The organism is Mesorhizobium sp. B4-1-4 (assembly GCF_006439395.2).
In the GTDB taxonomy this organism is placed as follows: domain Bacteria; phylum Pseudomonadota; class Alphaproteobacteria; order Rhizobiales; family Rhizobiaceae; genus Mesorhizobium.
The window spans coordinates 2099646-2113530 of sequence record NZ_CP083950.1 but is presented as its reverse complement, the minus strand read 5'-3'; the positions used below and the strand labels follow the sequence as shown (position 1 = coordinate 2113530).

Annotated in this window: 14 protein-coding genes; 5 read left to right on the top strand and 9 right to left on the bottom strand. The window is 60.8% G+C overall.

From position 1 onward, the window contains the following. The first annotated feature begins 216 nt into the window (after positions 1–216). The 5 genes from tig (at position 217) to FJW03_RS10290 (ending at position 5209) form a co-directional block, all read left to right on the top strand. The gene (gene tig / locus FJW03_RS10310; RefSeq protein WP_140763122.1) at positions 217–1707 is read left to right on the top strand and encodes a trigger factor; all 1491 of its coding nucleotides are present in this window, start codon (positions 217–219) and stop codon (positions 1705–1707) included. 165 nt (positions 1708–1872) lie between these two features. Beyond that, positions 1873–2397 (top strand): hypothetical protein, encoded by a 525-nt coding sequence (locus FJW03_RS10305; protein ID WP_140607544.1) that lies wholly within the window; start codon positions 1873–1875, stop codon positions 2395–2397. Between the two features lie 154 nt (positions 2398–2551). Further along, positions 2552–2932, top strand: coding sequence for a c-type cytochrome (locus FJW03_RS10300; RefSeq protein WP_140763380.1), 381 nt, complete (start codon positions 2552–2554; stop codon positions 2930–2932). A gap of 150 nt (positions 2933–3082) precedes the next feature. Next, positions 3083–4018 carry a heme o synthase gene (locus FJW03_RS10295; RefSeq protein WP_140763120.1) on the top strand — a complete coding sequence of 312 codons (936 nt, stop codon included), beginning with the start codon at positions 3083–3085 and terminating at the stop codon, positions 4016–4018. Positions 4019–4396: 378 nt separating this feature from the next. Next, on the top strand, positions 4397–5209 hold the full coding sequence (locus tag FJW03_RS10290; protein WP_140607542.1) for a DUF2189 domain-containing protein: 813 nt from the start codon (positions 4397–4399) through the stop codon (positions 5207–5209). Between the two features lie 53 nt (positions 5210–5262). Here FJW03_RS10290 and FJW03_RS10285 read toward each other — a convergent pair whose 3' ends face one another. The 9 genes from FJW03_RS10285 to map form a co-directional block, all read right to left on the bottom strand. After that, positions 5263–5736 carry an aminoacyl-tRNA deacylase gene (locus FJW03_RS10285; RefSeq protein WP_140694380.1) on the bottom strand — a complete coding sequence of 158 codons (474 nt, stop codon included), beginning with the start codon at positions 5734–5736 and terminating at the stop codon, positions 5263–5265. Positions 5737–5841: 105 nt separating this feature from the next. Next, positions 5842–6240 (bottom strand): cytochrome C oxidase subunit IV family protein, encoded by a 399-nt coding sequence (locus FJW03_RS10280; RefSeq protein ID WP_140607540.1) that lies wholly within the window; start codon positions 6238–6240, stop codon positions 5842–5844. Between the two features lie 9 nt (positions 6241–6249). Then, complete coding sequence (locus tag FJW03_RS10275) at positions 6250–6969, bottom strand: heme-copper oxidase subunit III family protein (RefSeq protein WP_140763117.1); 720 nt, start codon at positions 6967–6969, stop codon at positions 6250–6252. A 13-nt stretch (positions 6970–6982) separates the two neighbouring features. After that, a complete protein-coding gene (locus tag FJW03_RS10270; RefSeq protein WP_140694386.1) occupies positions 6983–7687 on the bottom strand; it encodes a cytochrome c oxidase subunit 3 in 705 nt (234 codons plus the stop codon). Continuing rightward, positions 7684–9453: a cytochrome c oxidase subunit I gene (ctaD, locus tag FJW03_RS10265; RefSeq protein ID WP_140763114.1), complete on the bottom strand. Its 1770-nt coding sequence runs from the start codon at positions 9451–9453 to the stop codon at positions 7684–7686. The genes FJW03_RS10270 and ctaD overlap by 4 nt, the downstream gene beginning before the upstream one ends. Positions 9454–9473: 20 nt before the next feature. Beyond that, a complete protein-coding gene (locus tag FJW03_RS10260) occupies positions 9474–10355 on the bottom strand; it encodes a cytochrome c oxidase subunit II (RefSeq protein ID WP_140694391.1) in 882 nt (293 codons plus the stop codon). A 540-nt stretch (positions 10356–10895) separates the two neighbouring features. Next, positions 10896–11666, bottom strand: a complete 771-nt coding sequence (locus tag FJW03_RS10255; protein ID WP_140763111.1) for a hypothetical protein — start codon at positions 11664–11666, stop codon at positions 10896–10898. Between the two features lie 319 nt (positions 11667–11985). After that, the gene (gene radC / locus FJW03_RS10250; protein WP_140763108.1) at positions 11986–12747 is read right to left on the bottom strand and encodes a RadC family protein; all 762 of its coding nucleotides are present in this window, start codon (positions 12745–12747) and stop codon (positions 11986–11988) included. Positions 12748–12802: 55 nt separating this feature from the next. Next, positions 12803–13630 (bottom strand): type I methionyl aminopeptidase, encoded by an 828-nt coding sequence (gene map / locus FJW03_RS10245; RefSeq protein WP_140694396.1) that lies wholly within the window; start codon positions 13628–13630, stop codon positions 12803–12805. Positions 13631–13885: the final 255 nt, after the last annotated feature.

Sequence of the window (13885 nt, the reverse complement as noted above, 5' to 3'; positions counted from 1 at the left end):
GGGACGCGACGATCCGCTTCTGCAGAATGTGATAAGAAGTAGGAAAAACAAGAACTTATTCACATCTTGGAACGCAGTTTGGAAGAGTTTGAGCCGTAATTTCGGTCAAATCGCCAGGTTCCGTACCAAAAGCCATTTCCGGCAAGACTATACCGGCAGGCTGTGAACGGCAGAGAGCCGTTTGGCAGCCTCATTGGTGAAAACAAAGGTTTTACGATGCAGGTCACCGAAACACTCAACTCCGGTCTCAAGCGCGAGATCAAGATCACCGTGCCGGCCGGTGACATGGAAGCCAAGCTGATGGCGCGACTCACCGACGCCAGGAACAAGGTCCGCATCAACGGCTTCCGCCCGGGCAAGGTGCCGGTGCAACACCTGCGCAAGGTCTACGGCAAGTCGTTCATGGCCGAAGTGGTCAACGAAATCCTCAACGACTCGACCCGTTCCATCATCACCGGGCGCGGCGAAAAGGCCGCCATGCAGCCCGAGGTCATCATGACCGAGGACGAGAAGGAAGCCGAGAAGATCCTGGCCGGCGGCGCCGATTTCGAGTTCCGCCTCAACTACGAGGTCATCCCGGCCATCGAGATCAAGGATTTCTCCGACATCAAGGTGACGCGTCAGGTATTCGACGTGCCGGATTCCGAGATCGACGAGCAGGTCAAGCGTGTCGCCGAATCAGCGCGCAGCTACGAGCCGAAGACCGGCAAGGCCGCCGAAGGCGACCGCGTCTCGATCGACTATGTCGGCAAGATCGACGGCGAGGCCTTTGCCGGCGGCGCCGGCACCGACCAGCCGCTGGTGCTCGGCTCCAAGGAATTCATTCCGGGCTTCGAGGATCAGCTCATCGGCACCAAGGCCGGCGACGAGAAGCAGGTCACCGTGACCTTCCCGGAAAACTACCAGGCTGCGCATCTGGCCGGCAAGGAAGCCACCTTCGATGTCACCGTCAAGGAAGTGTCGAAGCCTGGCGAACTGGAAATCAACGACGAGACCGCCAAGAACCTTGGCCTGGAGTCACTCGAGCGCCTGCGTGACATCGTGCGCGGCCAGATCGAGAACCAGTTCGGCTCGATGACGCGCCAGAAGGTCAAGCGCCAGCTGCTCGACCAGCTTGACGCGGCCTACTCGTTCGAGGCACCGTCGAAGCTCGTCGAGGCCGAGTTCAACAACATCTGGGCGCAGGTCAACCGCGACCTGGAAGCCGCCGGCCGCACTTTCGCCGACGAAGAGACGACCGAAGAAGAAGCCCGCGCCGAATATATGCGCCTTGCCGAGCGCCGCGTGCGTCTCGGCCTGGTGCTGGCCGAGATCGGCGAAAAGGCCGGTGTCACCGTTTCCGATGAGGAGTTGCAGCGTGGCCTGTTCGAGCAGGTTCGCCGCTTCCCAGCCAACCAGCAGCAGGAAGCCTTCGAATTCTACCGCAGCAACCCCGAGGCGCTGAACGCGCTGCGGGCACCGATGTTCGAGGAGAAGGTGGTCGACCACCTGCTCGGGCAGATCTCGGTCACCGACGTCAAGGTCAGCAAGGAAGAGCTGATGGCGGACGACGAGGAAGCGGAAACCGCGGCCAAGGCCAAGCCGGCGAAGAAGGCGGCGGCCAAGAAGACTGAAGCCAAGGCAGATGAAGCCAAGGCCGGCGACGAGACGGAAGAGCCGAAAAAGAAGGCCGCGCCGAAGAAGAAGGCCGCCAAGGACGCCGAATAAGGCTCCGGCGCTTGATGGAATCGACGAAGGCCGCCCTCGAGGCGGCCTTTTTCGTTGCGAAACTGCAACAGCCGATTCGCTTCGCGGGAGGTGGCCCTTGGCGATACCAAGCATTGATCATTATCTGCGCTTGTGATGCAAACCGCATTGGTCGTGGAGGGGGCGTTGAGCTTAGTCTTTGAAACGGGACGTACTGTCGCCCTGGCGCTCGTTCTGGCCTTCGCCTGTGATGTCGCCTACGCCGACGCGATTGGCGGCAGCTGGCGCTTCGCCACGGGTGCGGATGGGCTTGCCACGGCTTCGCTCCATGCCACCAACAAACTGATCACCGGGGGTGGCGCCTTGAGCTACAGCCCGGTCCTGACCATTGCCTGCCGGGCAGCCGGCGAACCGCGCTGGACCGAATGGCTGCAATTGAATGACGCGGTTTCGGCCGGCGGCAAGATCACAATGTCGGTTACCGTTGATGGTGGCGGCAAGTTCAACGAGAGCTGGTCGGTCGGGTCGCGCGGCCGATTGCTGATGCGCGACGGCGCCGACGGCATCAAGCGTCTTGTTCCCGCAAGCCGGCTGCTGCTCTCCTGGCGGTTCGGGTTGCTGTCGGGGCGCGGCCAGGCGGATTTCGACCTTGCGGGGCTCGATGAGGCGGTCGCGCAGATTGCCGGGAGCTGCAACACCGACCCGCCTTGAGCGCGCCGGGTTCTAAACCTCAGCGATGCTTGGCTTTTTCTACCCGCCGCCTGGATTCCATGGTACATTGGTACCGCAATTCCACTGGGGAGGGCGGATATTCGGCCCAGACGCGATCGTCCAAGACACAAATGACGATCAGAGAGGAAATGCCATGCGCACTATAGCGTTTTTCGCTGCGGTGTCCGTTACGATCTTCGTCGCGCATCCGTCGCAGGCACAGGATGCCGCGGCTGGTGAGAAGGTCTTCACCAAATGCCAAGTCTGCCACATCGCAAATGAAGACAAGAACAAGATCGGGCCATCGCTGCACGGGGTCATCGGCCGCACCGCCGGGACGCATCCGGATTTTAAATATTCTGATGCCATGATCGCGGCCGGCAAATCCGGCGTCAAATGGGACGAACCAACACTGACGACCTACCTTCACGACCCCAGGGCTATGGTCAAGGGGACCAAGATGGCGTTTCCAGGCCTCAAGAACGATGCGGACGTGGCCAATGTCATTGCTTATCTGAAAACGTTTTCCAAGTGACCAGGCTTCTCTGCCATCCGTCCTTGTTCTACCGCGATTTTATCCGAACCGAAGGACAGCGTAAGCAAAAGCAGGGTACCAGTTCTCGCTTGCGCGGGCGTTCAGTTCGGGATCATGGCCCAGCTTGCCCGCTTCGATCGGTGGTCTGAGATGTCGACTGGGGAAAGCCGCCTCGACGATACCGTCATCCGCCCCTCGGAAGCGACGGCGGGTGATTTCTTCGCGCTTATGAAGCCGCGGGTCATGGCGCTTGCCGTATTCACCGCTTTCGTCGGTCTGATGGTGGCGCCTAGCGGGATGAATCCGGCCATTGCCGTGATTGCAATCGGCGCGATTGCGATCGGAGCGGGAGCGGCGGGGGCCCTCAACATGTGGTACGACGCGGACATCGACGCGTTGATGTCGCGCACATCAAGGCGGCCGGTTCCGTCGGGCCGCGTTACGCCGGGCGAAGCTCTCGGCTTCGGCCTTGTGCTTTCCGGGCTTTCGGTCATGACGCTCGGCGTACTGGTGGGCTGGCTTGCAGCATCGCTGCTTGCCTTCACCATCTTCTTCTACGTCGTCATCTACACGATGTGGCTGAAGCGCTCGACACCGCAGAACATCGTCATCGGTGGCGCGGCTGGCGCCCTTCCTCCGATGATTGGATGGGCCGCCGCAACTGGCGCCATCGGCATTGAAAGCCTCATCCTGTTTCTGATCATCTTTCTCTGGACGCCGCCGCATTTCTGGGCGCTGGCGCTGTTCAAGGTTGGCGACTACGCCGCTGCCGGTATTCCGATGATGCCGAATGTGGCAGGCCCAGCTTCAACGCGAAGGCAGATCCTTGCCTATGCGCTGCTTTTGGCGCCGGTCGGCATACTGCCTTGGCTCTTCGGATTCGCCAGCGGCTACTACGGAATTGCCTCGGCCGCATTGGGTGCCGCTTTCATCTGGCACGCCTGGAAGCTTCTGGCCGCTCCCGAAGAGGAACTGAAACCGGCCAAGGCGCTGTTTGCCTATTCGATCTTCTATCTCTTCGTGATCTTCGCCGCGCTGCTTGCCGACACCATTGTCACGCGCACTTTGATCTCAGCCGGAGTTTGAGCGCAGATCGCCGCTCGCGAACCGCTCTCCGGCGGCCGGTCGGCACGTGCCGTGCTAAAGACGCTTATAGAGCTGTCGCGATCGGATCGATTTTGCTTCGCCGACCTGCGGTTGGGAAAGGATCATGCGCCAATCCAAGTGGTACAGCGTCTTTGCGTGCGTAAAAAAGGGTGCGCGGCGCTGCATAAGCATATCGAAGAAGGGCCGCCAGAGGCAGCCGAGCCGCTCGGTCCTCCTATCCTTGCCAACAACGGGCGACAAGCCCCGCGCAAGAGAGTATGTTGATGGCGGTGTAGGTCGCGGTCTTGTGTGGCCAGTCACGCAGACGACAGCACCGCCAAAACCGCGACCTTCCGGACCCGGTCTGGAGGAACGGTCATGGCAAGCTTTCATGTGATAGCAGGCGCCAGCGAGACGCTGGAACATACCAAAATTCGGAAAATCGGTGTTTCCGACCTTTTCGACGCGCTCAAACGGGGCGTCGATGATTTCATGGTCAAACCATCGCATATCGTCTTTCTCTGCCTGATCTATCCGCTCGTGGGCGTCGTGCTCGCCGCTTGGACTTCAGGCGCCAATGCTTTGCCGTTGTTGTTTCCGCTGGTTTCTGGTTTTGCGCTGATTGGCCCATTCGCGGCGATCGGCCTCTATGAAATCAGCCGTAGACGGGAGGCCGGACTCGACACCTCCTGGCGGCATGCATTCGAGGTCAGGAATTCTCCGGCGCTGCCGGCCATCGCGGCGGTCGGGATCATGCTGTTTGCGATTTTCATCACCTGGCTTTTGACGGCGCAGATGTTCTACCAATACCTTTTCGGCCCGGCTCCGCCGGAATCGATATCCAGCTTCATCAACGCAATATTCGCCACCGGACGTGGCTGGACGCTGATTATCCTGGGACATGCCATCGGCTTCATCTTCGCTGTGGTGGTGTTGTGCACGACGGTCATCGCTTTCCCATTGTTGCTTGATCGCGATGTCGGCGCCTATGAAGCGATCCACACCTCGGTGCGCGTGGTCCTGGCGAACCCGATCGTGATGGCCGTCTGGGGGCTGATCGTGGCCGTCGGCCTGATCATCGGCTCGCTGCCAGTATTCGTCGGGCTCGCCGTCGTGCTGCCGATCCTCGGTCACGCCACCTGGCATGTCTACCGCAAGGTTGTGGAGCCGCCCGCCAGACCGGCGAGTTGAGGAAGTTTCGCATCGCTCCGGCCAGGGTGCCGGGGCGAGTTTTGATCGAGCCGTCAGTAAGCCCGGTGACTGAAGCGGGCTTGGTGCGCGCCCATGGTCAGGTTGCGGAAATCCTTGCCGCTGACATGCACCAGCGTTCTGTGGTCGCCGCCTTCGAAGTAGATGTCGGCGGCATCGCCAAGGCTCTCATCGACAATCACCGGCACGTCGTAGGCTGCGCCGATCGGCGGGATGGCACCGGTGTCGCAATCGCCGAAGAGCGAAATCACCTCGTCTTCGGAGGCGAGCCCGAGACGCTTGTCCATGACGTCTTGCAATGTGCCGAGTTCGATCCTGTGCGTGCTGGGAACCACGGCCAGCGCATAGCCGAGCTCGTGGTGAACAACCACCGATTTGGCCATTATGCTGCCGGGTATATGCGCGGCAATGGCGGCCTGTCTGCTGGTGGATGTGCGATGGTGGGCGACAGTGTCGTATGAGATTCCCTTCTGGTCGATAAAGTTCTTCAGTCTGGCTGCGATCGTCATCTTGGCCTCCCTTTGCCGGAGTTCATGACGCGTGGGGAAACGAGGGAAATCATTCTCCCAATGTCGTTTCGGCTACTAAAAATGGACCAGTGCTGATGGTTCACGTCAGGGCCCGGCTCCGAAAAACGCCAGCCGCGTGAAAAGCGTGTAATCCGCTTCGAAGACCATCATTGTCACAAACACCAGGACCAATATTGGCGGCAAGATGATGGCATACGCCAAAGCCAACCGTTCCCAAGCCATGTGCATGAAGACGGCGACGATCAATCCTGCCTTGAGGATCATGAAAATCAGGATCAGCGACCATCTGAGATAGCCGTGGAGGCCGAAATAGTCGACCAGGTAGGAGCAGGTGCTGAGGATGAACAGCCACGCCCACACCACCAGATAGAGTTTGATCGGGTGCTCCTGGTGAACCTCCGTATAGGCGATGCGAGTCGCCGGCGCTTCGTGCGCGGCGTGAAGTGCGTCTTGCCCGAGGCCGTTTGCGGTTACTTCAGCCATGTCTGCCTCTCACCAAAGATAGAAGAATGCGAAGATGAATACCCAGACCAGATCGACGAAGTGCCAGTACAGCCCCATTATCTCGACGTTCTCGTAGTGACCCGTGCGGCTGGTGAAGAAGCCGCGCCGTCCGATGTCGTAGTCTCCGCGCCAGACCTTGCGCGCCACGATGATCAGGAAGATCACACCGATGGTCACATGCGTGCCGTGGAAGCCGGTAATCATGAAGAAGCATGAGCCGAATTGCGCGGCACCCCAGGGATTGCCCCAAGGCCGCACCCCTTCGGTGATCAACTTGGTCCATTCGAAAGCTTGCATGCCGACAAAAGTCGCACCGAGTGCGGCAGTCAGAAGCATGAGAATCGCCGTCTTGCGGCGGTCGCGGCGGTAGCCGAAATTGACTGCCATGGCCATTGTCCCGCTGCTGGAGATCAGCACGAAGGTCATGATGGCAATAAGGATCAGCGGGATATCCGAGCCGCCGATACGGAGCGCAAAAACCTCGCTCGGATTGGGCCACGGCACGCGTGTGGAAATGCGCGCGGTCATGTAGGAGAGCAGGAAGCAGCCGAATACGAAGGTGTCGCTGAGCAGGAAGATCCACATCATGGCCTTGCCCCAGGACACGTTCTTGAACGCGCGCTGATCCGAGGACCAGTCGGCGGCAATGCCTCGCCAGCCTGCTGGCGGTGGCTCCGTCTGGCCGATATGTGTCAGTGTCTGTGCCATGCGCTTGATCCCCTTAGGTCAGCAACAGCCGGCAAATGTCGACGAACGTCGCGGCCCAGCCGGCCAGCAGGGCGAAGATGGCAAGCCAGACGAAAAGCAGGAAATGCCAGTACATGGCACATAGCTCGACGCCGAGGCGAAGCCGCTCCGGCCGCGCTCCAGTCCAGGCGCTGGTGGTGGTTCTGCCCAGACCCACCAGCCCTCCCAATATGTGCAGGCCATGCATGCCGGTTATCAGGTAGAAGAAACTGTTGGCCGGATTGGAGGCCAGAAAATAGCCGTCGGCGGTCAGCTGCCGCCATGCCATGAGCTGTCCGATCAGGAAGGCGAGCGCAGTCAGCCCGGCCGTGGCAAGGCCGAGCCTGACCGTGTCGATCTGGCCCCTTCGCGCCGCGACCGAGGTGCATTGCAGGGCTATGCTGCTCAGGACCAGCACGCCGGTGTTGAACCAGAGCAGCCGCGGCAGCGGCAGCGGCTGCCAGTCTGGCACCGCCATCCGCATGAAATAGGCGCTGGTAAAGAGCGCGAAAAGGCAGCCGACGACGGCGAGGAAGACGCCGAGGCCGATCTTGGCGGTTGGCAGCGTTGACCGGTTGAGGGCGACAACATCCCCGGCCAGACCTTGCTCGAGCCATGGCTTCGACATCAGCCCCTGATGTGAAAGCCACCATCCGGCAAAGCCGGCGACGACGAACAGGAAGACTATGATGACGCTCATGCCGGCGCCCTCGATGGGCCGAAGGAGCCCGGCATGTTCTGCGGGATGAAATCCTCTTTGGCGCCCGGCACGCTGTAATCGTAGGCCCAGCGATAGACGATCGGCAGGTTCTTGCCGAAATTGCCGTGGGCCGGCGGTGTTTGCGGCGTCTGCCATTCGAGGGTCGTAGCCCGCCACGGATTGCCGCCGGCCTCGCGGCCGTGCCGGATGCTCCAGATCAGGTTGAACAGGAACACCATTTGAGCAAAGCCGACAACGAACGCCATGATGCTGATGAACGAGTTCAGGTGGCGGGCCGACTCGGTCATGATCGTCATGTCGGTCAGTTCAGCGTAGCGCCGCGGCACGCCCATCAGGCCGAGATAGTGCATGGGGAAGAAAATCAGGTAGGCACCGAGGAACGTGACCCAGAAATGGAACCGGCCCAACGTCTCGTCGAGCATCCGGCCTGTGACCTTCGGGTACCAATGGTAGATCGCGCCAAAAACAACGAGGATCGGGGCGACACCCATGACCATGTGGAAATGGGCGACGACGAACATCGTGTCGGACAGTGGAACATCGACGACGACATTGCCGAGAAACAACCCGGTCAGCCCGCCGTTGACAAAGGTAACGATGAAGGCCAGGGCAAAGAGCATAGGTATGGTGAGATGGATGTCGCCGCGCCACAGGGTCAACACCCAATTGTAGACCTTGATGGCGGTCGGAATGGCGATGATCAGCGTCGTGGTGGCAAAGAAGAAGCCAAAATAGGGGTGCATGCCGCTGACATACATGTGATGCGCCCAGACCACGAAGCTCAGGGCGCCGATGCCGACGATGGCCCAGACCATCATCCGATAGCCGAAGATGTTCTTGCGGGCATGGGTGCTGATCAGGTCGGACACGATGCCAAAGGCCGGCAGCGCCACGATATAGACCTCGGGATGGCCGAAGAACCAGAATAGGTGCTGGAACAGGATCGGACTGCCGCCATTGTGCTGCAGTTGCTGGCCCAGCTCGGAGATTGCCGGCATGAAGAAGCTGGTGCCCAGGACGCGATCAAGCAGCATCATCACGCTGGCAACGAACAGCGCCGGAAAGGCGAGCAGCGCCATGACGGTCGCAGTGAAGATGCCCCAGACGGTCAGCGGCAGGCGCATCATTGTCATGCCGCGCGTGCGGCCCTGCAGCACGGTCACCACATAGTTCAGGCCGCCCATGGTGAAGCCGATGATGAACAGGATCAGCGAGGAGAGCATCAGGATGATGCCCCAGTCCTGGCCGCCTGGCGTGCCGCTCATAATGGCCTGCGGCGGGTAGAGCGTCCAGCCGGCCCCAGTCGGTCCGCCGGGCGCAAAGAAGCTCGACACCAGGACCAGCACGGCGAGCAGATAGACCCAGTAGCTCAGCATGTTGACATAGGGAAAGACCATGTCGCGCGCGCCGACCATCAGTGGGATCAGATAGTTGCCGAAGCCGCCAAGGAAGAGGGCGGTGAGCAGGTAGATCACCATGATCATGCCATGCATGGTGATGAACTGGTAATAGGCTTCCGGGGTGATGAAGTTGAACGTACCGGGGAAGCCGAGTTGCAGCCGCATAAGCCAGGATAGCACCAGGGCGACCAGGCCGATTCCCGTTGCTGTCGCCGAATACTGGACGGCTATGACCTTTGCGTCTTGCGAGAAGACGTATTTGGTCCACCAGCTATGAGGATGGTAAAGTTCCACTTCGGCGACTTCGGCCGGTGGGATTCCATCTGCTGGCGTGATGTCGACCATGGGAACACTCCGTGTTCTTTTCAGCGAGACCCGACCGTTTCGAGCTTTGCTGCAACGTTCAAACCTGACGCCATCGTGCCCGATGCCTGGTCTGCCGAGCCCGTTTTCTGGGGTGCCGACAGCTGAGCGAAAGTCTGCTGCTGACCAAGCCAGGCCAGGTAGTCTTGTTGCGTGTCGACGACGACCACACCATGCATCAAAGGATGCCCTTGGCCGCAAAGTTCGGCGCAAAGGACCTGAAAGGTTCCGGTCTTGGTCGGGGTGAACCAGAAATAGGTGACCGAGCCCGGGACCATGTCCATCTTGGCGCGGAATTCCGGCACGAAGAAATCGTGCAGCACATCAATGGAGCGAAGCAGCATCTTGACCGGTTTGCCGACCTGCAAATGCAGATCAGCGGCTTCGACCACGACATCGTCCTGACCATTGGGATCGCCGGGGATGATCCCCAGCGGATTATCGGCACTGACGTCGCGGGTCTCCGACGTGCCGAGCTTGCCATCCTTGCCGGGCAGGCGGAAACTCCATTGCCATTGCTGGCCAATGACCTCGACCTCGGTCGCGTCGCTTGGAACGGTAACAAACCGGCTCCAGACGAACAGGCCGGGAACCAGTAACGTCGTGACCCCAACTGCGGTGACGATCGTTAGCCACGATTCGAGCCGCTTGTTTTCCGGTTCGTAGGCAGCCCGGTTGCCTTCCCGATGACGGAAGCGGAAGACGCAATAGGCCATGAATAGAACCACGGCGGCGAAGACGACGCCGGTGATCCAGAAGGTGATGATGATGGTGTTGTCGATATAGTCCCAGTTCGAGGCAATCGGCGTCCACCACCATGGGCTCAGGAGGTGAAACGACACCGAGCCCACTACAATCAAAACGAGTACAAGCGCTACGGCCATGTCCCGTCCCTCCGGCATTCCAGGGGCGCGAAGCCGTCCCGAAAAATACCAAACCCATCATAGCTCGATTTGGGGTCGCAATTCCAGCGCCGACTATCTTGACGGGAAAAAATGCAGCTTTTGCCCTTCGAGACCGGCAATTCCCCAGGTCGGCACCAGGTCCTTTATCATGGAATGGCGTTTCTCCGCCCAACGATGATCTGATCATGCGGTAATGCCTTGCCGCTTGGCCGGATCGACAATCTCCTTGGTCACCTTGGTATCGGCACACGATGGCGTCGGGCGCCGGGTTGTCCATCAACCGGGTCGAAGGACGGGAAGATCTTCAACCACCGGGATCGGCAACGGTTTTCGCGCTTGCGCTGGCGGAAAAGTACCTCCGATTTCGTGGGAAGATGTCCGGCGGGACAGGTGCGCGGGACAGCGGCAGACGGACTTCTTTGGCCAGTTTTCTTCCCAAGGGCCAGAAACGGCAATGCCGCCGGGGGAGGCCCAGCGGCATGTTTCTTGGCTGGCTATCGCCGCTTCGGGCGCGATGCGCTACGGCGTCGTCCCCGCTTGGATCGTGGCGGCCGCCTGATCGATCTTGCCGGCAAGGACGCCCTGGGCCCAGGCACTGACCTGGGCATCGACGGGCTTGTTGGCCATACCCGCCAGTGCTGCGTCAAGCGATGTCTGATCGGTGCCGACGGCCGCCGCGGTGGCTGCCGCCTCGGCCTGGGCCGCCGCCGCATTGTCGGCGTCGACGATGGCCTGCTGTGCGGTGATCTGGTCTTTCACAGCCTGGATCTGGGCAGTCGTGGCTGACGAATCCGCCTGCAGCGCGGTCAGCTGCGCGTTCAGAGTATCCAGTTGGGTCTGGGCTGTGGCCGCTGTCGCGGCCGCCGCGTCAGCCGCGGCCTGGGCGACCTTGGCTTTCGCGGACTGTGTCACATACGCCTGAATGGCAGCGAACTTCTTGCTCTTGGAATTCATGTAAGCGTTGATATTGCGCTGCAGCGAGTTCAGCCGGCCGAGCTTGGCATGGATGTTCTTGTCGTTGGGCACGGACGCGACCTCAGTCGTATCGACCGTGGTGTCGGTCGTTGTGTCCGTTTCCGTCCTGGCCGCATGCCCTGGAGTCGACGCAGACTTGCCATGCGAAGCGCCACTGTTGCCATTGCCATTACCCTTGCCGCCGCCGTTGCCTTGGCCGCCGCCGTTGCCGCCGGCATTGCCACCGCCATTGCCGTGCCCGTTGCCGGCGAGCGCCGGGGACGCAAGAAGCGCCAATGCGGCAAGTACCGCGAACAGAGTTTTTCGGTTTGTCATGGTGTCTCTCCTCGGGAATCGCCACTCCGCCCAACCGCTAAAACAGCCTCGTGTGAGAAATTGCTAAAAGTACAGAATAAACTTTGGCTAAATGTGTTTCCTATCCGTTGGCCGGATCCAGAAGATGCCGTAACCTCCTGAGATTGCTTCAAAATCGGTGCAGTAAAACTGCTGCTGTACTGAAGTCCCATGCTGGCCGGACGATGGTCCTAACCATCAACCCCAGCGGTAAGGCAGAAGTTGTGGGCTGGTCTATGGAAAGCGCGCTGAATTGTTGAAAGCCTGGCCACAGCCCGATGCGCCATGCCAGCCACATGCGCTAGATCAGCAGCAGACCCTTCATGCTGGAATGGCCTTTGCGCCCGATGATGATGTGGTCGTGCACGGCGATGCCCAGCCGCTTGGCCGCGTCGACGATCTCCTTTGTCATCTCGATATCGGCGCGTGATGGCGTCGGGTCGCCGGAGGGATGGTTGTGCACCAGGATGATCGCGGTCGCCGACAGTTCGAGCGCCCGCTTGACCACTTCTCTGGGATAGACGGGTGTGTGGTCGACAGTGCCGGTCTGCTGCACTTCGTCGGCGATCAGCGCGTTCTTCTTGTCGAGGAAGAGGATGCGGAACTGCTCGCGTGCCTCGAACGCCATGGCCGAGCGACAGTAGGCGAGAAGCTGCGTCCACGACGACAGGACTTCGCGGCCATGGACTTCGCCGCGCGCCATGCGCTGCGCTGTCGCCGCGACGACCTTGAGGTCGAACGCCACCGCCGGGCCGACACCCTTGACCTCCTGCAACAGGTTGACGGGCGCGCCAAGTACCTCGGCCAAAGTGCCGAAGCGCGCCAGCAGCGCCTTGGCGGTCGGCTTGGTGTCGGCGCGCGGGATCAGGCGGAAGAGCAGGAGTTCCAGGAGTTCATAGTCGGGCAGGGCATCCGGACCCGCGGAGGCAAAGCGCTCGCGCAGGCGGTCGCGATGACCGAGATAGTGTGGTTTCTCCTCGGGTACCGGCCTGGCTTTCGCCGCGAGTGGTACCTGCACCTCGGAGAAGAAACTCCGCTCGTCGTCGTCGCTGACTTTCCCCATGCGCCCCCGCATCCGGCAATCAATCGGGCAAACAGCCGCCCGACATGTCAAAATATCAGGCCGGCAGGCCGGGGCGGTCGAGTTTTGCGGGCGAGAGCGTGAAAATCTCGCAGCCCGCGTCGGTCACGCCGATCGTGTGCTCATACTGCGCCGACAGCGAGCGATCGCGCGTCACCGCCGTCCAGCCGTCCGACAGGACCTTCACATGCGGCCGGCCGAGGTTGATCATCGGCTCGATGGTGAAGATCATGCCGGGCCGCATTTCCACGCCTTCACTGGCGTTGCCATAGTGCAGGATGTTGGGCGCATCATGGAACAGCTGGCCGACGCCATGGCCGCAGAAGTCGCGCACCACCGAGCAGCGTTCCGCCTCGGCATAGGTCTGAATAGCGGCGCCGATGGCGCCGGTGCGGGCACCCGGCCTGACCGCGGCAATGCCGCGCATCAGGCATTCATGGGTGACCTCGAGCAGGCGTTCCGCGGCGCGCTTGATGGTGCCGACGGGATACATGCGCGAGGAGTCGCCGTGCCAGCCATCGAGGATGTAGGTGACGTCGATGTTGACGATGTCGCCATCCTTCAACGGCTTGTTGTCTGGAATGCCATGGCAGACGACATGGTTGATCGAGGTGCAGGACGATTTCGTGTAGCCGCGATAGTTGAGCGTCGCCGGCAGCGCGCCATGGTCCATGCCGAATTCGAAGACGAAACGGTCGATGGTCTCGGTCGTGACGCCGGGAGCGACCATAGGCACCAATTCGTCCAGGCAGCGCGCGGTGAGGTCGCATGCCTTGCGCATGCCGGCAAACCCTTCCTCGCCATAAAGGCGGATCTGGCCGGTATTTCTGAGCGGTGCCGTGGCGGCGTCGAGATAGGTGACCATTTCGTCCGTGTAGAAGGTGGGGCGCTGCAGGAGTGCTGGCGTGAAAATCCTCCCAGATTTGGCACTTGGGGGCAAAAGGTTCAAGGAAGAACTGCCTGATGCCGCCCGAGTGGGCAGGATATTCGTCTGGTCGGGGTGATCTCTGCTCGGTTTTGCACGGTTTGCTTTCCTTTCCGCCCATCTGCGTTAGGGCGGGTTACGTTTTGGAGATCGCCTCCTTCACGCAAGCGCGCCAGATCGCTTGAAGCACCGTTG

Coding starts and splice junctions, on each gene's coding strand:
- FJW03_RS10255 (WP_140763111.1), bottom strand. CDS start 11,666: ATGACAAACCGAAAAACTCTGTTCGCGGTACTTGCCGCATTGGCGCTT.
- tig (WP_140763122.1), top strand. CDS start 217: ATGCAGGTCACCGAAACACTCAACTCCGGTCTCAAGCGCGAGATCAAG.
- FJW03_RS10260 (WP_140694391.1), bottom strand. CDS start 10,355: ATGGCCGTAGCGCTTGTACTCGTTTTGATTGTAGTGGGCTCGGTGTCG.
- FJW03_RS10285 (WP_140694380.1), bottom strand. CDS start 5,736: ATGACGATCGCAGCCAGACTGAAGAACTTTATCGACCAGAAGGGAATC.
- FJW03_RS10275 (WP_140763117.1), bottom strand. CDS start 6,969: ATGGCACAGACACTGACACATATCGGCCAGACGGAGCCACCGCCAGCA.
- FJW03_RS10290 (WP_140607542.1), top strand. CDS start 4,397: ATGGCAAGCTTTCATGTGATAGCAGGCGCCAGCGAGACGCTGGAACAT.
- FJW03_RS10280 (WP_140607540.1), bottom strand. CDS start 6,240: ATGGCTGAAGTAACCGCAAACGGCCTCGGGCAAGACGCACTTCACGCC.
- radC (WP_140763108.1), bottom strand. CDS start 12,747: ATGGGGAAAGTCAGCGACGACGACGAGCGGAGTTTCTTCTCCGAGGTG.
- ctaD (WP_140763114.1), bottom strand. CDS start 9,453: ATGGTCGACATCACGCCAGCAGATGGAATCCCACCGGCCGAAGTCGCC.
- map (WP_140694396.1), bottom strand. CDS start 13,630: ATGGTCACCTATCTCGACGCCGCCACGGCACCGCTCAGAAATACCGGC.
- FJW03_RS10270 (WP_140694386.1), bottom strand. CDS start 7,687: ATGAGCGTCATCATAGTCTTCCTGTTCGTCGTCGCCGGCTTTGCCGGA.
- FJW03_RS10295 (WP_140763120.1), top strand. CDS start 3,083: ATGTCGACTGGGGAAAGCCGCCTCGACGATACCGTCATCCGCCCCTCG.
- FJW03_RS10300 (WP_140763380.1), top strand. CDS start 2,552: ATGCGCACTATAGCGTTTTTCGCTGCGGTGTCCGTTACGATCTTCGTC.